24 protein-coding genes are annotated in these 21,271 nt (G+C 68.7%); 12 read left to right on the forward strand and 12 right to left on the reverse strand.

Annotation, left to right across the window (positions count from 1 at the left end):
• Positions 1–11: 11 nt before the first annotated feature.
• Together ING98_02985 and orn are read right to left on the reverse strand one after the other, a co-directional pair.
• The gene (locus ING98_02985) at positions 12–506 is read right to left on the reverse strand and encodes a TIGR02281 family clan AA aspartic protease (GenBank protein ID MCA3100811.1); all 495 of its coding nucleotides are present in this window, start codon (positions 504–506) and stop codon (positions 12–14) included.
• A gap of 82 nt (positions 507–588) precedes the next feature.
• Positions 589–1,134: an oligoribonuclease gene (gene orn, locus ING98_02990; GenBank protein MCA3100812.1), complete on the reverse strand. Its 546-nt coding sequence runs from the start codon at positions 1,132–1,134 to the stop codon at positions 589–591.
• A 230-nt stretch (positions 1,135–1,364) separates the two neighbouring features.
• Here orn and ING98_02995 point away from each other — a divergent pair, with 230 nt between their 5' ends.
• The 3 genes from ING98_02995 (at position 1,365) to rsgA (ending at position 4,035) form a co-directional block, all read left to right on the forward strand.
• Positions 1,365–2,609 (forward strand): M48 family metallopeptidase, encoded by a 1,245-nt coding sequence (locus tag ING98_02995; GenBank protein ID MCA3100813.1) that lies wholly within the window; start codon positions 1,365–1,367, stop codon positions 2,607–2,609.
• A gap of 31 nt (positions 2,610–2,640) precedes the next feature.
• Complete coding sequence (locus tag ING98_03000) at positions 2,641–2,985, forward strand: 4a-hydroxytetrahydrobiopterin dehydratase (GenBank protein MCA3100814.1); 345 nt, start codon at positions 2,641–2,643, stop codon at positions 2,983–2,985.
• Between the two features lie 132 nt (positions 2,986–3,117).
• Positions 3,118–4,035, forward strand: a complete 918-nt coding sequence (gene rsgA / locus ING98_03005; protein ID MCA3100815.1) for a ribosome small subunit-dependent GTPase A — start codon at positions 3,118–3,120, stop codon at positions 4,033–4,035.
• Here rsgA and ING98_03010 read toward each other — a convergent pair.
• The gene (locus ING98_03010) at positions 4,032–5,075 is read right to left on the reverse strand and encodes a class I SAM-dependent methyltransferase (GenBank protein ID MCA3100816.1); all 1,044 of its coding nucleotides are present in this window, start codon (positions 5,073–5,075) and stop codon (positions 4,032–4,034) included. The genes rsgA and ING98_03010 overlap by 4 nt on opposite strands.
• A gap of 124 nt (positions 5,076–5,199) precedes the next feature.
• Entirely contained in the window at positions 5,200–5,592 is a 393-nt protein-coding gene (locus tag ING98_03015; GenBank protein MCA3100817.1) for a hypothetical protein, read from the reverse strand.
• A 157-nt stretch (positions 5,593–5,749) separates the two neighbouring features.
• Between ING98_03015 and ING98_03020 the strand changes: the two genes are divergently transcribed.
• Together ING98_03020 and ING98_03025 are read left to right on the forward strand one after the other, a co-directional pair.
• The gene (locus ING98_03020) at positions 5,750–6,415 is read left to right on the forward strand and encodes a hypothetical protein (GenBank protein ID MCA3100818.1); all 666 of its coding nucleotides are present in this window, start codon (positions 5,750–5,752) and stop codon (positions 6,413–6,415) included.
• A 39-nt stretch (positions 6,416–6,454) separates the two neighbouring features.
• On the forward strand, positions 6,455–6,859 hold the full coding sequence (locus tag ING98_03025) for a hypothetical protein (protein ID MCA3100819.1): 405 nt from the start codon (positions 6,455–6,457) through the stop codon (positions 6,857–6,859).
• A 49-nt stretch (positions 6,860–6,908) separates the two neighbouring features.
• Here ING98_03025 and ING98_03030 read toward each other — a convergent pair whose 3' ends face one another.
• The 8 genes from ING98_03030 to ING98_03065 all read right to left on the reverse strand — a co-directional run bounded on the left by ING98_03030 (position 6,909) and on the right by ING98_03065 (position 14,172).
• On the reverse strand, positions 6,909–7,742 hold the full coding sequence (locus ING98_03030) for a pantoate--beta-alanine ligase (protein MCA3100820.1): 834 nt from the start codon (positions 7,740–7,742) through the stop codon (positions 6,909–6,911).
• Between the two features lie 23 nt (positions 7,743–7,765).
• On the reverse strand, positions 7,766–8,593 hold the full coding sequence (gene panB / locus ING98_03035) for a 3-methyl-2-oxobutanoate hydroxymethyltransferase (protein ID MCA3100821.1): 828 nt from the start codon (positions 8,591–8,593) through the stop codon (positions 7,766–7,768).
• Positions 8,594–8,740: 147 nt separating this feature from the next.
• Positions 8,741–9,385, reverse strand: coding sequence for a deoxynucleoside kinase (locus ING98_03040; protein MCA3100822.1), 645 nt, complete (start codon positions 9,383–9,385; stop codon positions 8,741–8,743).
• Positions 9,386–9,407: 22 nt separating this feature from the next.
• On the reverse strand, positions 9,408–9,845 hold the full coding sequence (folK, locus tag ING98_03045; protein MCA3100823.1) for a 2-amino-4-hydroxy-6-hydroxymethyldihydropteridine diphosphokinase: 438 nt from the start codon (positions 9,843–9,845) through the stop codon (positions 9,408–9,410).
• A 67-nt stretch (positions 9,846–9,912) separates the two neighbouring features.
• The gene (pcnB, locus tag ING98_03050; GenBank protein ID MCA3100824.1) at positions 9,913–11,442 is read right to left on the reverse strand and encodes a polynucleotide adenylyltransferase PcnB; all 1,530 of its coding nucleotides are present in this window, start codon (positions 11,440–11,442) and stop codon (positions 9,913–9,915) included.
• A 110-nt stretch (positions 11,443–11,552) separates the two neighbouring features.
• A complete protein-coding gene (locus tag ING98_03055; protein MCA3100825.1) occupies positions 11,553–12,215 on the reverse strand; it encodes an HAD family hydrolase in 663 nt (220 codons plus the stop codon).
• 27 nt (positions 12,216–12,242) lie between these two features.
• Positions 12,243–12,989, reverse strand: coding sequence for a DnaA regulatory inactivator Hda (locus ING98_03060; GenBank protein MCA3100826.1), 747 nt, complete (start codon positions 12,987–12,989; stop codon positions 12,243–12,245).
• Positions 12,990–13,098: 109 nt separating this feature from the next.
• Positions 13,099–14,172 carry an AI-2E family transporter gene (locus tag ING98_03065; GenBank protein ID MCA3100827.1) on the reverse strand — a complete coding sequence of 358 codons (1,074 nt, stop codon included), beginning with the start codon at positions 14,170–14,172 and terminating at the stop codon, positions 13,099–13,101.
• Positions 14,173–14,428: 256 nt separating this feature from the next.
• Between ING98_03065 and purM the strand changes: the two genes are divergently transcribed.
• The 7 genes from purM (at position 14,429) to ING98_03100 (ending at position 21,271) form a co-directional block, all read left to right on the forward strand.
• Positions 14,429–15,448: a phosphoribosylformylglycinamidine cyclo-ligase gene (gene purM / locus ING98_03070; GenBank protein MCA3100828.1), complete on the forward strand. Its 1,020-nt coding sequence runs from the start codon at positions 14,429–14,431 to the stop codon at positions 15,446–15,448.
• Positions 15,449–15,503: 55 nt separating this feature from the next.
• Positions 15,504–16,181 (forward strand): phosphoribosylglycinamide formyltransferase, encoded by a 678-nt coding sequence (locus tag ING98_03075; protein ID MCA3100829.1) that lies wholly within the window; start codon positions 15,504–15,506, stop codon positions 16,179–16,181.
• Between the two features lie 12 nt (positions 16,182–16,193).
• Positions 16,194–16,973 (forward strand): DUF3108 domain-containing protein, encoded by a 780-nt coding sequence (locus ING98_03080; GenBank protein ID MCA3100830.1) that lies wholly within the window; start codon positions 16,194–16,196, stop codon positions 16,971–16,973.
• A 149-nt stretch (positions 16,974–17,122) separates the two neighbouring features.
• Complete coding sequence (locus ING98_03085) at positions 17,123–18,049, forward strand: DUF3108 domain-containing protein (protein MCA3100831.1); 927 nt, start codon at positions 17,123–17,125, stop codon at positions 18,047–18,049.
• A gap of 243 nt (positions 18,050–18,292) precedes the next feature.
• Positions 18,293–19,522 (forward strand): RsmB/NOP family class I SAM-dependent RNA methyltransferase, encoded by a 1,230-nt coding sequence (locus tag ING98_03090; GenBank protein ID MCA3100832.1) that lies wholly within the window; start codon positions 18,293–18,295, stop codon positions 19,520–19,522.
• A gap of 8 nt (positions 19,523–19,530) precedes the next feature.
• A complete protein-coding gene (locus ING98_03095; GenBank protein ID MCA3100833.1) occupies positions 19,531–20,139 on the forward strand; it encodes a phospholipase D family protein in 609 nt (202 codons plus the stop codon).
• A gap of 136 nt (positions 20,140–20,275) precedes the next feature.
• On the forward strand, positions 20,276–21,271 hold the full coding sequence (locus tag ING98_03100) for a tripartite tricarboxylate transporter substrate binding protein (GenBank protein MCA3100834.1): 996 nt from the start codon (positions 20,276–20,278) through the stop codon (positions 21,269–21,271).

The raw sequence follows: 21,271 nt of genomic DNA on the forward strand, positions 1-21,271 counted from the left end.
GCTCCGTTTCGTTAAGGCGTCTGGTTTCCGGCAGTGCCGGGCGCGACCCTGAGGGTCAGCCGATCGCCGCGCTGTGCGAACTCCACCCGCTTCAGGAAGCTCATCCCGAGCAGCACGATCGCCTCGTCCATGCCGTCGGTGGCGACCGCAGCGACGTCGCGCAGTTCGATCGGGCCGATGCGTACGCGCTCGAGCCGGGTGCGGTAGCCGACCGCATCGCCATTCGCGGTTCTCAGCTGGATGGCTTCGCCCAGCGGCAGTCCGAGCGCGCGGGCCGTACGCATGGGCAGCGCCACCTGGGTGGCGCCCGTATCGAGCATGAAGGTGACGGCGGTCCCGTCGATGTAGCCATCGGCCACGTAGTGCCCGGCACGGTTGCGCTGCAGGGAGACTTCGTGTCCGTCCATCGGCAGGGACGCCACCTGGTTCGGGTTCACCTGCGCGGCGTTCCAGTCGTGGAACCATGCGTACACGGCCCCGAACACTGCGAGCCAGACCGCGAACATCAGCCACAGGCCGCTACCGCGCGCGGTGACTGCAGGTGCGGCCGGCTGGCCACCGGAGGACGGGCTGATCGACATCTGCCAGTCAGAGCTTCAGGAAATGTTCGCGGTAATGGCGCAGTTCGCCGATCGATTCATGGATATCGGCCAGCGCCTCGTGCCTGCCATGCTTCACGAGCCCGGCTAGGATTTCCGGCCGCCAGCGCCGGGCCAGTTCCTTCAGCGTGCTCACGTCGAGGTTGCGGTAATGGAAGTAGGCTTCGAGCCGGGGCAGCCAGCGTGCCATGAATCGGCGGTCCTGGCAGATCGAATTGCCGCACATCGGCGAGGTCTTCGGTGGCACGTGACGAGCCACGAATTCGAGCATCTCCCTTTCGGCACCGCCTTCGTCCAGCGTCGATGCCCGGACCTTGTCGGTCAGGCCGGAGCGGCCGTGCGTTGCAGTGTTCCATGCGTCCATGCCGGACAGGACCACCTCGGACTGGTGCAACACCAGCACGGGCGCCTCGGCGACGACCTCCAGCCGGGCATCGGTGACCACGAACGCGATCTCGATCACGCGGTCACGGTCCGGATCGAGCCCGGTCATTTCCATGTCCACCCAGACCAGGTGTTCAGCGTTCTGTGCCATCCGTTCCAGCCCCCAAATCGTTGATTGCCAACCAGTAACGACCCGCGCGTACGCCACTGAAGCGCCGGATCGGCGCGGGCAGTAGTCCATCCTGGCGTCGGTGCTTCCCGGCCGCAGCGCCGCCGCGCAGGAACAGCGGTTGTGTCTCGCCGAACATCCAGCAGGAATCAAGCCAGCTCGCCACGATTGTGTCACAGTCCCACCCAGCGATTCCCGGTACATTTCACTGCATGCATCCATTCTCCCTGCTGTTTCTTGTCGCACTTGGCGCTGCCACCGCGGCGAGGCTATGGCTCGCGCTGCGCCACATGCAGCATGTCCGGGCCCACCGCGACCATGTCCCGGCAGCGTTCGCCGCCGAAATCCCGGCCTCAAGCCACCGTACCGCGGCTGACTACACGGTTGCCAAGGGGCGCCTGGATCTGGTCGAGATTCCGCTCGACGCGCTGGTCGTGCTGCTGCTCACCTTCGGCGGCGGCCTGGCCTGGCTCGACGGCCTGCTCCGGCCGCAGCTCGGCGACGGGCTGCTGCACGGGGTCGCGCTGATCGGCGCGGTGGTGGTACTCACCAGCGCGGTCTCCCTGCCCGCCAGTGCCTACCGTACGTTCGTGATCGAACAGCAGTTCGGCTTCAACAAGATGACACCGGCGATGTTCATCGGCGACCTCCTGCGCAACGCACTGCTGGGCGCCGCGCTCGGGCTGCCTCTGCTGGCGGCGGTTCTCTGGCTGATGGGGGCGATGGGGCCACTCTGGTGGCTGTATGTCTGGGCTGTCTGGGTCGGCTTCAACCTGCTGGTGCTGGCGGTGTATCCGACGTTCATCGCTCCGTTCTTCAACAAGTTCTCTCCATTGGAGGACAGCGCACTGGAGGCCCGCGTCCGGACGCTGCTCGAGCGTTGCGGCTTCCAGGCGCAGGGCCTGTTCGTGATGGACGGCAGCCGGCGCAGCAGCCATGGCAATGCCTATTTCACCGGGCTCGGGCGCAGCAAGCGCATCGTGTTCTTCGATACGCTGCTGGCCCGCCTCACGCCCGAGGAGATCGAGGCGGTGCTTGCGCACGAACTGGGCCATTTCAAGCTGCGCCATGTCGCCAAACGCATCGCATGGACGTTTGCCGCCAGCCTGGTCTTCCTGGCACTGCTCGCCTGGCTCGCTGCCCAGCCGTGGTTCCATGTGTCGCTGGGCGTCGATCAGCCGTCGACGGCCATGGCACTGCTGCTCTTCTTCACGGTGCTGCCGTCGTTCACGTTCCTGCTGAGCCCGCTGTTCGCATGGTACTCGCGGCGCCACGAATTCGAAGCCGACCACTATGCCGCACGCAACGCGAGCGCGCCCGACCTGGTTCGGGCGCTGGTCAAGCTGTACAAGGACAACGCATCCACGCTGACGCCCGACCCCGTGCATTCCATGTTCTACGACTCGCACCCGCCCGCCGCGATCCGGATTGCGCGGCTGCAGGCCGCGGCGCGCTAGGCGATCGATGGCCTCCGCGACCCAGCCCGGCATGGCCGGAGCACCGCCGCCCCCGCTGGTGCAGCGACACTGCCGACCGCTCGGGCCCGATGCCGCGCTCGATGCGTCAGCGGTGGAACAGTTGCTGCAGCAACTGCCCGAGTGGCGGATCGAGGGCGATTGCCTGATCCGCATCTACTCATTCGCCGACCACTGGGAGACGATGGCCTTCGTCAATGCGACGGCGTGGGTGACCCATCGCGAAGACCATCACCCGGAACTCGCGATCGGATACGACCGCTGCCAGGTCCGTTTCACCACGCATTCGGTCGGCGGTCTTTCGGAGAACGACTTCATCTGCGCCGCGAAGTTCGATGCGCTCCTCGCGCTGTGCTGACGGCGGGCATGCCGCCACCGACAACTCGGATGCCTGAACACCGGGACAACGCCCTTGGCTGAGCACCGTCCGAAGGGTCGTTCACAGAGCCGTAGCCCTGTCCGCCAGCGAGTGCCGGCACCTGCGGCCACGGTGCAGCGCGGCCGCGTGGTAGCCGCCTTCGGCCGCAAGGTCGAGGTGCTGGTCGATGGCAGCGGCGAGCGGGTCAAGTGCGCCGCACACGGGCGGCGCATGGAGGCGGTGTGCGGCGATCGTGTCGAGATCAGCCGGGCCGCCGAGGGCCATGATGCATCGCAGGGAATGATCGAATCGATCGACAACCGCTCCAGCATCCTGTTCCGGCGCGACGCAATGCGCGAGAAGGTGATTGCCGCGAACGTCACCCTGATCGCGTACGTGGTAGCCGGGGAGCCACCGTTCTCCGACGAACTGCTGTCGCGCTGCCTGATCGCCGCGAACGCCGCTGGCATCGACGCCCTGATCGTGCTGAACAAGACCGACCTGGCCGCCTCCACCGCAGTGGCGCGCGCGCAACTCGCGCCGTTCGCGGCCCTCGGCTACCCGATCGTCGACGTCGCGGCGAAACACGATGTCGCAGCACTGCGCGCGCGCCTCGTCGGCCACGAGTCTCTGCTGATCGGGCAATCGGGAATGGGCAAGTCGACGCTGGTAAATGCGCTCGTCCCCGCCGCTGGCGCCCGCACCGGCGAGATCTCCAGCGCGCTCGATGCCGGGCGCCACACCACGACCGCAAGCCGCCTGTATGCGCTGGATCCGCAGACGACGGTCATCGATTCCCCCGGCCTGCAGGCATTCGGCCTCGCGCATGTGCCCACCGACAGGCTTGCTGCGGCCTTTCCGGAGTTCGCGCCCCTGATCGGGTCGTGCCGCTTCGCCAACTGCCGGCACCAGTCCGAACCCGGCTGTGCGGTACGCGCGGCATTCGTGCGCGGCGCCGTGGATCCGCGCCGGATGCGCATCTTCGATACGCTGCTCGAGGAAGGGGAATACACCGCCCGCCGTGCGTTGCACGGAGGCGGCCAGCCCTAGGCTGTCTGGCCGCTCCGCGGGGCCTGCCAGCCGTCGCACAGCCGGTCGAGCATCGCGCGCGGATCGACGGGCAGGCGCTGCAGCGCCAGCGTCTCGTCGACACGACTCGCCATGCGCCGCAACGCGCGGGTGACCGGCTGCAGGGTCGCATGGTGGCGCCACGAGGTATGGGCAGACCGCACCTGCCAGACGCGGGCTGCGTTGCTCGGCATCGCCAGGGCACCGACCGACGCAGAGCCGGACCCGACCATGGCTGGCAGCGTCTGCGCAGCGGGTCGACGCAGCGTCAGGCTCAGGTTGCCTCGATCGGCAGAGAACCAGCAGGCCACCGGTTCGAGACCGGCCTTCTGTCCAAGGCGTTCGAGCGCCGCTGCGTTGAAGTTGTACAGGTGCGCCGCATGGAACAGGTGGCCCGGTGCCTGACAGGTCGCCTCGATGTTCGGGACCTCGACCACGGCCAATCCCCCGGGCGCGAGCCAGGCCGCGATACGGGCCAGCGCGGCACCCGGATCGCGCAGGTGCTCCAGCACGTGGAACATCGTGATCAGGTCGAAGGATCCACCGGCAGGCATGGCCTCGTGCAGCGGCGATACCACCAGATCGAGCCCGAGTACCTGGCGCGCATGTGCGGCGTATCCCTCGTTGGGTTCGATGCCGGTGACCGCAAGGCCACTGGTGCGGCCGAGCAGATAGGCAAACTCGCCGCCACCGGCACCGATGTCGAGTGCGCGCCCGCCACTGCTTGACGGCGCGGGCAATTGCGGCAATCGCGCCAGGCGATCGAGCGCTACCCGCCCGGCACGCAGGATGTGACGGCGGGAAGGTGCACGCTGGCGCTTGTAGTCGATGCGGTAGCGCTCGCGGTAATACTGATCGAGCATGTCCGGGTCAGGCATCGGGTCGCAGCGGACGAGGCCGCAGCCGGTGCACATGACCGTGCGCAGCGGCCGACCATCGCGATCGCGCAGCGAAACGACGCGTACGTCGGTGGCATTGCAGAGGTTGCAGTTCTGGTGCTCGGCAGGCAATGAAGTGTCCATCGGCGATGTCCTGGCGGTCGTCCCGGTCGCTGGCGCCGGGACGATAGGATACGGTGGGGTGCACGGATGCGCACAACGGCGCGATCCGGCAGGCGGGCATGGGACCGCCACAGGCGGCCCTCATTCAGACGGACGGTGGCGCCTGGGAGCGGTGTTCATGCACTGTCGGCGAAAGCCGTTCGACCTGTACCGGCGGCCACGCGACAGCGGCCGCGAGCGGCCCGACGACCAGGCCACCCGGCCGCTCGACACATCCGACACGTCCGGCAGATCCGCGCATCGCGACCAGGTCGGCCGACCGAGAGGTTGCCTCCTGCACGACGATCGTTGCGAGACCACGGCCATCCGCGGGCGCGCACTGCCATGCCTGCGCGACTGCTGTCGATGGGGACTCGGCTGTCTGCAATCGCTGGAACGGAACATGCAGGCCAGCCGGGTGGTCGACGCTCGGCACAGCCGTCGGATGCGCATGCAGCAGCGGCATCAGGACGAGCAGCGGCAGCATCAGCAGGGCCATGCCGACGTTCAGATGCGCGCGCCAGGATTTGCCATGCTGGAACATGTCAGTCAGACAGCACTTGACGCAGGAAGTTCCACGCCCGGCGATCGCCGGGGCTCTGCGGTATCCTCGTCTCATGTTCCGGATCCCCGACCGCAGACGGTATGCGCTTGCCATGTTCGCTCTGCCGGTGTTGTTCTCTCCGATGGTACCGGGCGGCGCCGCACGCGCGGCGGCACCGCTCACGGCCGACGAAACCTCGGTCTCCACCGGATCGTGGTTCTGCAGCCGCCATGCAGAGGCCGCAGCCGTTGGCGCCACAGGTGCTGCCACCGACGTGCTGTCGGCAGTCCGATCCTTCATGCTCGGTTATGTCTATGGCGTTTCCGATGCCGTCGGGAAGCCCTTTCCCGAAACATCGACCAACGCAAAGCGTATCACGGACCTGCTCGACGGCGGCTGTAGCCAGGACCCCGCGCGAGCCGTGCGCGACGCCGCCCTGCTCGCAGGCCGTGCGATGCTCGAGGATCCCCGGTCGCTGGAAGGCAGCACGGCAGCGGATGCGATCGGGGCGCTCGCCTGCAGCGTCTACCTGGACGTGCGCGGCGCCGCCGACGGCGCACCGTCTTCGCAGGCCGCCGGAAGTCGCGCCGCGGTGCGCGACTGGGCAGACGGCTACATCAACGCGCGCTTCGAACGTGCCGGGCGCGGGCTGATTCCGACGGCAAGGAACAAGGCGCTGATGCTCGACCGGTTCACCGACGCATGCGCGGCCAACCCGGCGACAACGGTGCGCGAGGCCGCGCGCAGCGTCGTCGGCGCTACGATACCGGTGCGATGATCAATCTTCTTTCAACCGCTGACATGCAAGGAACACACGATGGCTGAACGCCCCGAAGACAGGATGCCCGAACCGGTGATGGACCCTTCGGCACTGTGCCGCGAAGAGATCTACACCGACGGCAAGGTCGGTACCCTGCGCTGCATGGTCCCGGTGAACGTCGACGGCAGCACCGACGCGTCACGCCCGATGCGCTTCGTCGGCGAAGCACAGATCCTCACGCCGGCTGGCGCGCTGCCGCTGTCGTTCGAGGTCGACGGCAACACGCTGGCCGAGGCCGTGCAGAACTATGCCGCAGCGGCCAAGGAGAGCATAGAGCGCGCCGTCCGGGAGATCCAGGAGATGCGCCGCCAGCAGTCCTCCGGCCTGGTCATCCCCAAGGGACCGATCGGCCCCGGCGGACTGCCCGGTGGCATGGCGGGCGGCAAGATCCAGATGCCCTGAGGCTCCGGGAGCCTGGCGGACTGGCAGCTTGCGCAGGCCCGCCGGGCGATCAACCCGGGATATCGATTTCCAGGTTGTCGATCAGCCGCGTGCGGCCAAGCCGGGCCGCCGCGAGAACCACCAGGCGGCGATCGTCCGGCGTCGGCGACTGCAGGTCCTGCTGGCGCCTCACCGCGACATAGTCGGGCTTCCAGCCGCGCGCACCGAGTGCCTGCATCGCGTCACGCTCGACCATGCCATGCAGTTCACCCGATAGCACCGCATCGCATGCCCGCTGCAGGATCGCGTACAACTGCGGCGCTTCTGCGCGCTCGGTCGGGCTGAGATAGGAATTGCGCGACGACAACGCGAGGCCATCGGACGCACGAACGGTCTCTGCCGGGATGATCTCGATCGGCAGCGCGAGCTGGCGCACCATGTCGCGCAGGACAAGGTACTGCTGGTAGTCTTTCTTGCCGAACAGCGCGGCATGCGGGCGCACCATGTTGAACAGCTTCAGCACGACCGTAGCGACGCCCCGGAAATGCCCGGGCCGGATCGCGCCGTCGAGTACGTGCTGGATCTCCGACGGCTCGATCACGAAGGTCTGCGGTTCCGGATAGATCTCGCGTTCATCGGGGACGAACACGACATTGGCGCCGGCCTCGCGGCACTTGTCGCAATCGGATTCCAGGGTGCGCGGATAGCGGTCGAAATCTTCGCGCGGGCCGAACTGCAGCCGGTTCACGAAGATGCTGACCACGGTACAGGCCGCACGCGGCTTGGCCAGCCGCACCAGCTGTATGTGTCCCTCGTGCAGGTTGCCCATCGTCGGCACGAACACGTTGTTCGGTTCGCGCTGCAGCCGTTCGCGCAGCGCGTGTACCGAATGAATCACATCCATCGCAGAACCTGCCCGGTAAATGTCTAGAAGGAATGCTCGGCAGCGGGGAAGGTCCCCGCCTTCACTTCGGCCACGTATGCCGCCACGGCCGCCTCGATGCCGGCGCTGCCCGCCATGAAGTTCTTGACGAAACGCGCCTTCTTCCCGGGGAAAACGTCGAGCATGTCGTGCAGCACGAGCACCTGCCCGGAGCAACCGGCCCCGGCTCCGATGCCGATGGTCGGCACGCCCGCCTTGGCGGTAAGTTCGGCCGCCAGCGCCGCCGGGATCGCCTCGAACAGCAGCATACCCGCGCCCGCAGCCTCGAGCCGGGTCGCCTCGTCGCGCAGCCGCAGTGCAGCCGCATCGGTGCGGCCCTGCACGCGATAACCACCCAGCTGGTGCACCGACTGCGGCGTGAGGCCGATATGAGCGCATACCGGTATGCCGCGCTCGACCAGGAAGGACACCGTGTCGACCATCGCGACCCCGCCCTCGATCTTCACCATCTGGGCGCCGGCCGCCATCAACAGCGCCGCGTTCTCGAACGCCTGCTGCGGGCTGACCTGGAAGCTGCCGAACGGCATGTCCGCGATCACGAAGGCCCGGTGCGCGGCGCGGGCCACGCACTCGGTGTGGTAGATCATGTCGCGCATGGATACCGCGAGCGTGGAATCGCGGCCCTGGATCACCATGCCGAGCGAATCGCCGACGAGGATGGTCTCGACGCCGGCACGCTCCAGCAACGCAGTGAAGCTGGCGTCGTAGCTCGTCAGCATCGCGATCCGGTCTCCGGCCTGTGCCATCTTCTGCAGCGTGTGCAGCGTGACGCGGGCGAGTCTGGGTGTATCGGCGGCGTTTCCGTAGGTCATCGCGCGGTCAGAACCCTGTCGACAACAGGCAGTGGGGACGGGAGTATCGTCCCGGTCGCGCGCGGATGCAAACGCGCCCGTGCGCGCGGCCGCCCCGCGAAACCTGCCCCGGCAGGCTGCGCCTGCATGCCGCGCGATATCCGCTCGTCATGCGCTGCCCCGGCTGATGAATTCGCGTGGGCCGCGCATGTCGCGGATACAGCGCAGCAGGAGTTCGAAATCCGCCGGCTCGTCGGCGAAGTTCAGGTTGTCGCTGTTGACGATCAGCACCGGCGCCGCATCGTACCGGTAGAAAAACTGGCTGTAGCTTGCGGCGAGCCGTTCCAGATACTCCTCGCCGATGCGCCGCTCCTGCCCGATGCCGCGCCGGCGCACGCGCTCGACCAGCCGCTCGGTCGACGCCTGAAGGTAGATCACCAGGTCCGGCGCAACCGTCTCGGGCCTGACCTGGCCATACACCTGCTGATAGAGCCGGAACTCGTCGTCGTCCAGCGTGAGCCGCGCGAACAGCGGATCCTTCTCGAGCATGAAATCGGCGATAGTCACCGAACTGAACAGGTCGCGCTGCGCCATCGCACGCAACTGCCCTATGCGCTGGAACAGGAAGAACAGTTGTGTCGGCAGTGCATGGCGCCGCGGGTCTTCGTAGAAGCCGGCGAGGAACGGATTGTCGTCCGGTTTCTCGAACAGCTCTTCCCCCCCGGTGCGCTCGGCGAGCAGCCGCGCGAGGGTGGTCTTGCCGGCACCGATCGGTCCTTCGACGACGACATACCGGAAGCGCGTTGGCAGCATCGCAGGGGCCTCTGCCGGACGGTCAGGCGGCCAGCGCGCCGATGCGCCCGATCGCCTGTGCCGAGACCGCCCGGGCGAGCGCCTCAAGCGGCCCGGCCCCGGGCACGACGCAGCAAGGATCGAGTTCGGCGAGCGGCAGCAGCACGAAGGCACGGTCGACCATCCGCGGATGCGGTATGGTCAGCCGCGGCTCATCGACGACGCGCTCGCCATGAAGCAGCAGGTCGAGGTCGATCAGGCGCGGCGCATTGCGGAACTCGCGCGTGCGACCGCCCTCGTGCTCGATCTCCAGCAGCGCGTCGAGCAGCGCCTGGGGCGACAGCCCGGTGTCGAGCGCGACCACCGCATTGAAGAAATCGGGCTGGTCGAGGTAGCCGACAGGCGCACTGCGGTAGACCGAACTGACCCCGGCCACGGTGGTCGTCGGCAGTTTCGCGAGTGCGGCTACCGCGGCACGCATCTGTGCGAGCGGATCACCCAGGTTTGCGCCAAGCCCGACGTAGGCCCGGGCGACCTCCCCGGGCGCATCAATCACCGCCCGCTCCGCCGCCCGCGGGCACGGGGCCGGCGCCGTCGGGCGAACCGGCCTCTTCCGCGCGCGAACGGCCGCGGCCACTCCGGCTGCGCCTGCGCTTCGGCTTGCCGGCCGACGTCTCCGGCAACAGCATCTCTTCCCGCTCCGCTTCGCCGGCACGCTGGAAGCGCGTCCACCATTCACCGACCTCCGCGTCCAGTTCACCGCTCTCGCAGCGAAGCAGGAGGAAGTCGTAACCCGAGCGGAACCGTTCCTGCTCGAGCAGCCGGAACGGACGCCGGCCGAAGCGCTGTTCGAAGCGCGGCTGCAGAAACCAGATCTCGCGCATCTGCGCGGTGAAGCGGCGCGGGATCGCGAGTTGCTCGACCTGGCGCGAGATGACGGAATCCATCGCCTCGGCAAGCGCGATCATGGGTGGCTTGCCGCGCCCGGCGGGCGGGCCGTCGGTACCGCGCTTCCACGCGGCGAGCACTTCGTGCCAGAGCAGCGAGGCGAACAGGAAAGCCGGCGACACGCTCTTCCCGGAATTGATCCGAGCGTCGGTGTTGCCGAGCGCGAGCATCACGAACTTCTCCCCCATCGGCTGCTCGAGGATCACGTCGAGCATCGGCATCAACCCGTGGTGCAAGCCGTCGTGACGCAAACGGTTCACGCAAGCGACGGCGCCACCGGACAACAGCAGTTTCAGCATCTCGTCGAACAGCCGCGCCGGCGGCACATTCGACAGCAGCGGTGCGAGTTCGCGGATCGGCGCACCGGTGGACGCCTCGATCTCGAAGCCGATCGACGCCGCGAATCGCACCGCGCGAAGCATGCGTACCGGGTCTTCACGGTAGCGCGTGGCCGGGTCGCCGATCATCCGGATCTGTCGCTTGCGCAGGTCTTCGACGCCGTGGTGGTAGTCGACGATCTCCTCGGCCCTCGGATCGTAGAACAGCGCGTTCACGGTGAAATCGCGGCGCGCCGCGTCCTGCTGCTGGGTGCCGAACACGTTGTCGCGGATCAACCGTCCGTGCTGGTCGGCCTGCCGCGTGCCGGGCCCGGACTCGGGGCGCGGCCGCGACGACCGTGGCCCTCGGGACGGCGGCGGCTCCGGAGCCTCGAACGCATCGCCGGCGTCGTCGGCCGTTGCGTCGAGATCGGCCTCGCCCGGCGGCGATCCGTCGCCGCGGAAGGTTGCGGTCTCCACCAGTTCCTGGCCGCACATCACGTGCACGAGCCGGAACCGGCGGCCGATGATGCGCGAGCGCCGGAACAGCGCTGCGGCCTGTTCCGGCGTCGCGTCGGTCGCGACATCGAAGTCCTTGGGCTTGCGCCCGATCAGCAGGTCGCGCACCGCACCGCCGACCACGAACGCCTTGTAACCGTTGTCCTGCAGCGTCGAGGTCACGCGCAGGGCACAGGCGCTGATCCGGTCGCGGCCGATGCCGTGACGGTCGCGGGGGATGATCTGGGGAACCTTGCGAACTTCGGGCCGCGCGCCGCGGCTGCCGAAGACGCGCCGCAGGAAGGAGCGAATCATGAAGGAAGGCTGTAGCCTTCGTTAGGCCAGGGAGGCGCAGTATACATCGGGGCCCCCGTGGCAGGCCGTAGCGGTGCGCTGGAGGAGGCGCGCCACCCGGCCGCGCGGGCTCATTCTTGCAGGCCGAGGATCGGCCACCCGCGCTGCGTCGCGACCGCGCGCAGGCGATCGTCCGGATCCACCGCGACCGGATGCGTCGCCCATTCGAGCAGCGGCAGGTCGTTGGCGGAGTCGCTGTAGAACCACCGTTCGTCGAAATCGGAGGACTCGTGGTCGAGCCCGGCAAGCCAGGCCTGTACGCGGGATACCTTCCCTTCGCGAAAACAGGGAATGCCCGCGACGCGCCCGGTGAACTGGCCGTGCGCGTCCTGCTCCGGTTCGGTCGCCACCAGGTGCTCGATGCCGAAAGCCCGGGCAATCGGTGCGGTGACGAACGAGTTGGTCGCAGTGACCACGGCACGCAAGTCAGTGGCATGGCGCGCAACCAGCGCGCGCGCCGGCTCGCGAATCATGGGCGCGATCTTGCGCTGCATGAACCCGGCATGCCAGGCATCGAGCGTCTCGCGCGGATGGCTGGCCAGGGGTGCGAGCGCAAAGGCGAGGAACTCCATGATGTCCAGCGTCCCTGCCTTGTACTGGTCGTAGAAGCCCTTGTTGCGAGACTCGTATTCGGCGCGGTCGAGTACGCCGGTCTCGATCAGGAACTGGCCCCATTCAAAGTCGCTGTCCCCGGCGAGCAGGGTATTGTCGAGATCGAACAGCACGAGTTTCATGGCGTCATCTTTCCTGTAACGTGGGCATCAGCGGAGGCTGCGCAGCCATTCGCGCGCAAGTGGCAGCGTGACCGCGCGCTTGGCAGCGAGCGAATGGCTGTCGAGCGAGTCGACTACCGCCAGCAGGGTCGGCAGGTCGCGCGGCATCGTCTGCAGCAGCCATTCGAGCACCTCGTGACCGATCACTGCGCCGCGCGAGCGCGCGTGCGCCGACATCGCCGAAGCCTTCTGTGCATCGGTCAGCGGATGCACCTGGTAGGTGAGTCCCCATGACAGCCGGGTCACCAGGTCGGCGCGTAGCGCCAGTCCGGCGGGCGGACGCGGCCCCGACACGAGCAGGCTGCACCCGGGGTACTCCTGCCGTACCGTGTTGTAGAGGTTGAACAGCCGCTGCTCGCCCCCGGCATCGAGCGCATCGACGTTGTCGAGCGCGAGCCAGGTGACTGGCCGACCGCGGCTGTCGACCAGCAATTCGATGCCCAGCGGCGCATCGGGCTCGCGCAGGTCCATGTAGCGGCCGATGCGGGCCGCGCCGGAAGCATCGGCTGGCGCTTCGCGGGCATCCTCGTCGGGGCCGCCGGCGACCGCGTGCAGCAGGTGGCTGCGGCCGGAACCCGGCGTACCCCACAGATAGAAGAAGCGCGCCGCGACGGACGACGCGCCGCCGCGCAGCAGCGCGACCAGTTCCGCGTTGTCGCCGACGATGAAATTGTCGAATGACTGGCTCGGCTGCGGGATCAGGTCGAGCACGCCCTGCGGATGGCTCGGGGCCAGCCGGCCGACCGGCGCGCCGCCCACGCGCGCGACGCCCGCCTCGTCTTCGCCGCGGCCGAAAGGCAGGGGGCCGACCAGCGTACCGGCAAGTTTCGGCGGAACCGGCATCTCAGGTCTGGTAGAGCGGACTCGCGAGATAGCATCCGCGCAGGTAGCGCAGCCAGACCAGCAGCACCGCGCTGGCCGGCAACGCCAGCAGCACGCCGAAGAATCCGAACAACTGCCCGAACGCGAGCAGCGAGAAGATCACCACGACCGGGTGCAGGCCGATCCGGTCGCCGACCAGCTTCGGCACTACGAGATAGCCCTCGACCATCTGTCCGGCGAAAAAGACGCCCCATACCCATAGCAGCGGCCCGAGCGCCTGGAACTGCATCACCGCGACGACTGTGCCCAGCGTGATGCCGAACACCGCGCCCAGGTAGGGGATGAACGTGATCAGCCCGGTAAGCAGGCCGATGGCCACCGCATACTCGACACCGACCAGCGACAGCGCGATCGCATAGAACGCCGCCATCACCAGCATCACGGCGAGTTGCCCGCGCAGGAACTCGCCGAGCACGGCATCGATTTCGCGCGCCAGCCGCGCGATGATCGCGTGCTGGGCGCGCGGCAGCATGTGGTCGATCTCGGCGACGATGTCGCTCCAGTCGCGCAGGAAGTAGAACACGACCACGGGGATCAAGAGCAGGTTCACGAAGAAGCCCACCAGAGCCATCCCGCCGCTGGCGAGCGACGGCACGACCCAGCCGGCAACGGTCTGCGGCGATGGCAGCTGCTCGAGCACCAGCGCGCGCAGGTGGTCGAGTTCGACCTGCACGCCGAGATGCTGCTCGATCAACGGTTCGACGTTGGCGTTCGCCCATTCGAAAAAGCGCGGCATCGTCTCGGTGATGCGGGCCAACTGCTGCTGCAGCAGCGGCAGCAGGATAAGCACCATCGCCACGGCGGCGACGATGATCAGCAGCAGCACGAGCCCGGCCGCCATCGCGCGCGACAGCCCGCGCGCGGCAAGCTTCGCGACGACCTTCTCGAAGATGTAGGCGATGATCAGCGCGAGCAGGAACGGCGTGAGCACCGGCCCCAGCAGGTAGAACAGATAGCCGGTCAGCGCGACCAGCACCAGCCAGAAAGCGCGTGCGCCGATCTCCGGACCGGTGCCCCCGCGGGGCGACGGCGTCATCGCGCCACCGCCGCGCGGCGGCGCACCCCGGCAGCCGACGAGCAGACCGGGGCCCCGGAACAGGGGCCGGTTCCGCAGACGGGACGGGGGCTGGGTTGCGGCTTTGGTAGAATCACTCGCGGACTTTATCCGTGCCGCCCCCGGAACTCAACTGCGAGCCGCCCCCTTGAACGAGAAACATCCTGTAACGCCCGGCGACGCGGCGATACCCGCGCCCGGGACAGCAGCGGGCGCCTCCCCCGCCCGGGCGGCCGGCATGACCTACCGCGACGCCGGCGTGGATATCGACGCGGGCGACGCGCTGGTGGAAAACATCAAGCCGCTCGCCGCACGCACCCGCCGCGAGGGCGTGCTCGCCGGCATCGGCGGCTTCGGCGCGCTGTTCGAAGTGCCGAAACGCTACCGAGAGCCGGTGCTGGTCTCCGGTACCGACGGCGTCGGCACCAAGCTGAAGCTCGCCTTCGCGCTCGGCCGCCATGACACGATCGGCATCGACCTGGTCGCGATGAGCGTCAACGACGTGCTCGTGCAAGGTGCCGAACCCCTGTTCTTCCTCGACTACTACGCGACCGGCAGACTGGAGGTCGGGGTGGCGACCGAGGTCGTGCGCGGCATCGCGCACGGTTGCGAGCAGGCCGGCTGTGCGCTGATCGGCGGCGAGACCGCCGAGATGCCCGGCATGTACGTCGCCGGCGAATACGACCTTGCAGGCTTCTGCGTCGGCGTGGTCGAGAAATCGAAGATCATCGACGGGTCGACCGTTGCCGCAGGCGACGTGATCCTCGGGCTCGGTTCCAGCGGCCTGCATTCGAACGGCTACTCGCTGGCGCGGCGCATCGTCGAACATGCCTCTGCGGACCTCGACGCCGACTTCCACGGACGGCAGCTGGCCGATGCACTGCTCGAGCCCACCCGCATCTACGTCAAGCCGGTGCTCGCCCTGATGGCGACACTGCCGGTGAAGGCGCTGGCGCACATCACCGGCGGCGGCCTGCCGGGCAACGTACCGCGGGTGCTGCCGGACGACGTGGTGGCGGACATCGACGGCGCCAGTTGGCCTCGCCCACCGCTGTTCGGCTGGCTGCAATCCGCCGGCAAGGTTGCCGACGACGAGATGTACCGCACCTTCAACTGCGGCATCGGGATGATCCTGGTGGTCGCGGCAGCCGATGCCGCGCGCGCGATCGAACACCTGGTCAGCGCCGGCGAGACGGTGAGCCGCATCGGCACGATCCGCGCGCGCGCGGGCGGCGAAGCACAGACCGTGATCCGCTGATGCAAGCCGGCTGCAATCCCGCATGAAGCTGTCTCCAGGCATGGAATCCGCCGCGCTGCCATCCATCGTCGTGCTGATTTCCGGGCGTGGCAGCAATCTGCGCGCGATCGTCGAGTCCGCGCCGCCCTGCCGCATCGCGGCGGTCATCAGCAACCGGCCGGATGCGGGCGGGCTCGCATTCGCACGCGCGCACGGCATCGCCACCGAGGTGGTCGACCACACCACGTTCGCCGGTGCACCCGACCCGCGCGTCGCGTTCGATACTGCACTGATGCAGGCGATCGACCGGCACCGGCCGCAACTGCTGGTGCTCGCCGGCTTCATGCGCATCCTGACCGCTGGCTTCGTCGACCACTACGCCGGGCGGATGATCAACATCCATCCGTCGCTGCTGCCGGCATATCCCGGCCTGCACACGCATCGGCGCGCGCTCCAGGACGGCGTGCGACTGCACGGCTGCACGGTCCATTTCGTCACCTCGACGCTGGACAGCGGGCCGATCGTCGTGCAAGCCGCCGTACCGGTCGATGCCGACGACTCCGAGGACACGCTGTCGGCCCGCGTCCTGGAGCAGGAACACCGGCTGTATCCGCAGGCGCTGCGCTGGTTTGCCGAAGGCCGGCTGCGGATCGACGGCGCAAGGGTGCACGTGCTGCCGTCGCCCGATGCAGATACGGTTGTGGTTGCGGCAGCGAACGATCGCGCGCTGATCGCACCGGCGCTCGACCGGTAGATGGCGGCCACCATGGATCGGTACGGTTCCAGGATCTCGACCGCCAGACGCGCAGCCCTCGGCTCGGCCTTCGCCAGCCTGGTGCTCGGCACACTTCCGGCTGGCGCGCAGGCTGCCGAGGCCGGGAACGGCCTGCCGGCACGACTGGCACTGATCTATTCGCTGCTGCGCAGCGGGCTCGAGATTGCCCGGATCGAGGAAACCTTCGAACGCAGCGGCAATGGCTACCGGCTGCTGAGCGAAGCACGTGCGGTAGGCCTGGCTGCGCTGCTGGCGCGCGGCCAGGGGTGGCGCCGCGAAAGCCGCGGCACGGTGGCGGCCACCGGGCTGCGACCTGACCAGTTCACCGACCAGCGCGGTGCGAATCCGCTCCAGCGTGCGCGTTTCGACTGGGCGACGAACCAGATCCGTTTCGATCGTCCCGGCACCGATACCACCGAGGTCGACGGCGAAGCGCTGCCGCCGGGGACCACCGACCGGTTGAGCTTCCCGTACGCCCTCGCGCAGCGCGCCATGCAACCGCCCGGCTTGCCGGCCGGCGAATGGGAGGCGCCGATGACCGACGGGCGGCGTGTCACGCGCTACCGGTTCACCGTGTCCGGCCGCGAGACAGTGGCCACGCCGGCCGGGGCCTTCGAAACGATCCGGGTGAGCCGGGTGCGCGAGAAGGACGACAACGCAACGGAGGTCTGGCTGGCAGCCGCGCGCGGGATGATCCCGGTGCGCATCCTGGTGACCGAACCCGATGGCGCGACGTTCGACCAGGTGCTGGCGCAGATCGGTGGTCAGTGAACCGGATGGCCGCCCGGTCTCCCCGGCGCGGATTTGTCTGGGCGCTTGCCGCATCCCTGGTGTTGCACCTGTTCACCCTGTCCCTGCAGCCCCTGCGCATGGGTGGCCCGACGCAGGAGCCTGCGGTCCCGCTCCCACAGGAGTTGGCGGTGCGGTTGCTGCCACCGGCGGTCGCAGTCCCGGGCGCACGCGCCCTGCGGTCGCCTGCGCAGGCAACCGCCACCGACCGTGTCGCGCCCCCTGCACCGGCGCCAGTCCCCGCCACGCGGGCAGGACCCATCGACACCGCGCTGCCTGCGCCGGGCGCCGGACCGGTCGACGCCGCGCCGCTCGCCCAGCCGGGGCACACCGCCGCGGCGGTTGCCGATGCTGGCGGCGCGACCGGACCCGCCGCAGGAGAAGCCAGCCCGCCGCCCGGCAGCATCCGGTTCCCGCACAGCGGCCGGCTCGACTATTCGGTGTCCATCGGTGATCCGCCGACGCCGGTCGGGCGCGCCACCTATGCCTGGGAAGCCAGCGGTGAGGCATACAGGCTCAGCCTGAGTGCCGAAACCACCGGGCTGGTCGGGCTGCTGCGCCGGGTGCGCGTAGTCCAGACCAGCGAGGGCCGGATCACGCCCGACGGCCTGCGGCCGGATGCCTTCGCCATGGACCGCGGACCGAAGTCGCGCAACGAATTCGCGCGATTCGACTGGTCGGCGAAGCAGGTGACCTTCGGCTATCCGGATGCGTTGCAGACCGCCGCCCTGTACGCCGGCGCGCAGGACACGCTGTCACTGATCCTGCAATTCGCATTCGTGCCCATCGAGCAGGGTCGCCGCGACGTGCTGCTGACCACTGGCCGCAAGGTCTATGTCCAGGCCTACGAGCGGGTCGCCGAGGAAGTCATCGAGACACCGGCCGGCGGCTGGCGCACGTGGCATCTTCGGCGTGTCCGCGCGCAACCGGGCGACGAGGGCTACGATATGTGGCTGGCGACCGATCGTCCGTACCTGCCGGTGCGCATCCGGTGGACCGACCGCAACGGACGCACGATGAACGCGACCCTCGACACGGTACGCCTCGCGCAGGACTGATCCCGCGCCGCAACCCTTCTTCCGGGGCAACTGCTCCGCCCTTTCCCCTGCCCGCGACCGGCCACCGCCGCCCCTGCCACGATGGATGCACTGCCCTCCCCCAACCCGCTGCGGATCGATGCCGCCACCCAGGCCGTCGGCCTGGCCTCTGCGTTCACGATGCCGGCCGACCAGGTACTGCACCAGTTCTTCCGTGCCCGGCGCGAACTGGGCCCGCTCGACCGGGCCTTCGCCGCCGAGGTGATGTACGCAGTGCTGCGCCGCTGGCGTACGCTGAATGCGCGGGCGAGCATGCCCGGCCCGGCGCCGGCTGGCGCGGCCGCCCCCGCGATCGACGCCTCGACCTTCGCGAAGCTGGACGGCGCCGCGCTGGTGCCGGACCCCGCGGCCCCGGCGGGTGCCGACGCCCGCGCGCCGACACCGCGCCGGCTGGTGCTGGTCGCACTGACATCGGTATTCGGCCTGTCGGCGCGCGCACTGGAACCGGCGATCGGCCGCAACGACAGCGAATGGCTGGCCGCCACCCATGCGCTGGATGCGTCCACGCTGTCACCGGCGACCGTCCTCGATGTTCCCGACTGGCTGTACCAGCGCCTGTGCGCCCGCTTCGGCGCAACCGAGACGGCAACCCTGGTCGGCGCGCTGAACCAGCCGGCGCCGCTCGACCTGCGCATCAATCCCGCGAAGGTCGAGCGCACCGGGGCGATCGCCCAGCTGAAGGCGCGCGGCATCGTCGCCCGGGAGACGCCGTACTCGCCGTTCGGATTGCGCATCGACGGTCGCCCGACGCTCGGGCGCGACCCGCTTTACGACCAGGGCGCGGTCGAAGTGCAGGACGAAGGCAGCCAGCTGCTCGCCCAGCTGGTGGCACCGAAGCGGCGCGAGATGATCGTCGACTTCTGTGCCGGCGCCGGCGGCAAGACCCTGGCGCTCGGCGTGCTGATGCAGTCGACCGGGCGCCTGTACGCGTTCGACGTCTCGGCGAAGCGCCTCAAGGCCTTCGAGCCGCGGCTCAAGCGCAGCGGCCTGTCGAACGTACATCCGCAGCTGCTGTCGAACGAATCCGATGCCCGGGTCAAGCGGCTGGCCGGCAAGATCGACCGGGTGCTGGTCGATGCGCCCTGCACCGGCCTGGGCACGCTGCGCCGCAACCCGGACATGAAGTGGCGCCAGCCGGAATCGGCCGTGGCGGAGATGGCCGCGAAGCAGTCCGCCATCCTGGCCAGTGCAGCACGCCTGCTGAAGCCGGGCGGCCGGCTGGTCTATGCGACCTGCAGCCTGCTCGACGAGGAGAATCGCGCGGTGGTCGAAGCCTTCCTTGCCGCGAACCCGGCATTCTCGCTGCGGCCGGCGAGCGAGGTACTGGCCGGGCTGGGCATCGCGCTCGACACCGGGCCGTACCTCGAGATGCTGCCGCACCGGCATGGCACCGACGGCTTCTTCGCGGCGGTGCTGGAACGGGCGAAGGCCTGAACGCGGCGATGCATCCGCGCGCGCGCAAGACGGGCGTGCCGGCGCTCCTGGGCTGCCTGCTGTCGGCCACCCTGGCCTGGCCGGTCGCTGCGGCAGACGGGCATGCAGTGCACGGCCAGTCGCGGCTGTTCGCTGCGACCGGTACGGTGCAGGTCGCCTTCACCCCGGGCGACCCGGTGGACGAGATCCTGATCGGCGTGATCGGGCAGGCCAGGCAGCAGGTACTGGTCCAGGCATTCAGCTTCACGCACAAACGCATCGCGCGCGCGCTGGTCGATGCGCACCGGCGCGGCGTGCATGTCGAGGTACTGGCAGACGACCGGCAGGATCGACTGCTCGAGGGCAGCGTGCTGGCGGACCTCGCGCGCAATGGTGTCGCCGTGTGGCTGGACCCGCAGCAGTCGAGCGCGCACAACAAGGTGATGATCGTGGATGCCGGCACCCCGGCGGCCGTGCTGGTCACCGGCAGCTACAACTTCACCTATGCCGCCCAGCGCAGGAATGCCGAGAATGTGCTGGTCATGCGCGGGAACCCGGACCTCGCCGCAGCGTTCGCCGCCAACTGGCAGCGGCTGCGCGTCCACGCGCGGACATACCGGCAGCCAGGCAGCCGGTGACGCAAGGCATGCCGCGGTTGCGACCCGATCCCCGCCCGCCTAAAATGACCGGACAAAAGGTACGGACAAATCGCCGATGCCAGCGAACAGAACCGCGACGCACAGCGTCCATCCCACCGCCCGGAGGAAACCCCGAATGACACAGCCGCACCCAGCAGCGCTTTGCCTGATGTCCGTCCTCGCGGCTGCGCCCGCCGCCTGCGCGCTCGCGCAGCCGGCCGCAGGCTGGCCGGTGAAACCGGTGCGGATGGTGATTCCCTGGCCGCCTGGCGGCGGTGCCGACATCGTCGGCCGCATCCTCGCCGAACCGCTCGGGCAGGCGCTCGGCCAGCAACTGGTGGTAGAGAACCGAGGCGGATCGAACGGCGTGATCGGGGCCGAGGCCGTGGCCCGCGCCGCCCCGGACGGCTACACGATCATGTTCCACAGCGTGACCTCGCACATGCTGAATCCGTCCTTCTTCGCGAAGCTGCCCTACGACACCTTCACCGACTTCGCGCCGGTCGGGCTGGTCGCCGAGGTCCCGCTGGCAATCGTGGTCAACCCGGTGCTGCCGGTGAAGACGCTGCCGGACCTGATCGCCCTCGCGCGCAAGAACCCCGGCCAGCTGTCGTTCGCCTCGTTCGGCGCAGGCAGCATCAGCCAGCTTGCAGGCGAACTGTTCAACCGCCAGTTCGGCCTGAAGATGACGCATATTCCCTACAAGGGCGGCGGGCCGGCGTTGATCGACACGCTCGGTGGCCATGTACCGATCTACTTTTCCGGCATCGGCACCTCGCTGCCGCAGTTGCGCGCCGGCAAGCTGCGCGCGCTGGGCGTCACGACCGCCACGCGCTCGAAGCTGCTGCCGGACGTGCCGACGGTGGACGAGGCCGCAGGCAGCAAGGGCTACGAAGCCTCGGTGATGTTCGGGCTGTTCGCTCCGGCGAAGACACCACCGGCGATCGTTGCCCGGCTCAACGCCGAAACGGTGCGCCTGCTCGAGTCGGCCGACTTCCAGAACCGGCTGGCGAACAACGGCGGATCCGATCGCGCGACCGCGACCTCGCCACAGGAGATGCTCGACTACATGAAGGTCAACACCCCGCGCTGGGCTGCGCTGGTGAAGGAAATCGGTGCGCGAATTGACTGA

Source organism: Rhodocyclaceae bacterium (assembly GCA_020248265.1).
Classification (GTDB): Bacteria; Pseudomonadota; Gammaproteobacteria; order Burkholderiales; family CAIKXV01; genus CAIKXV01.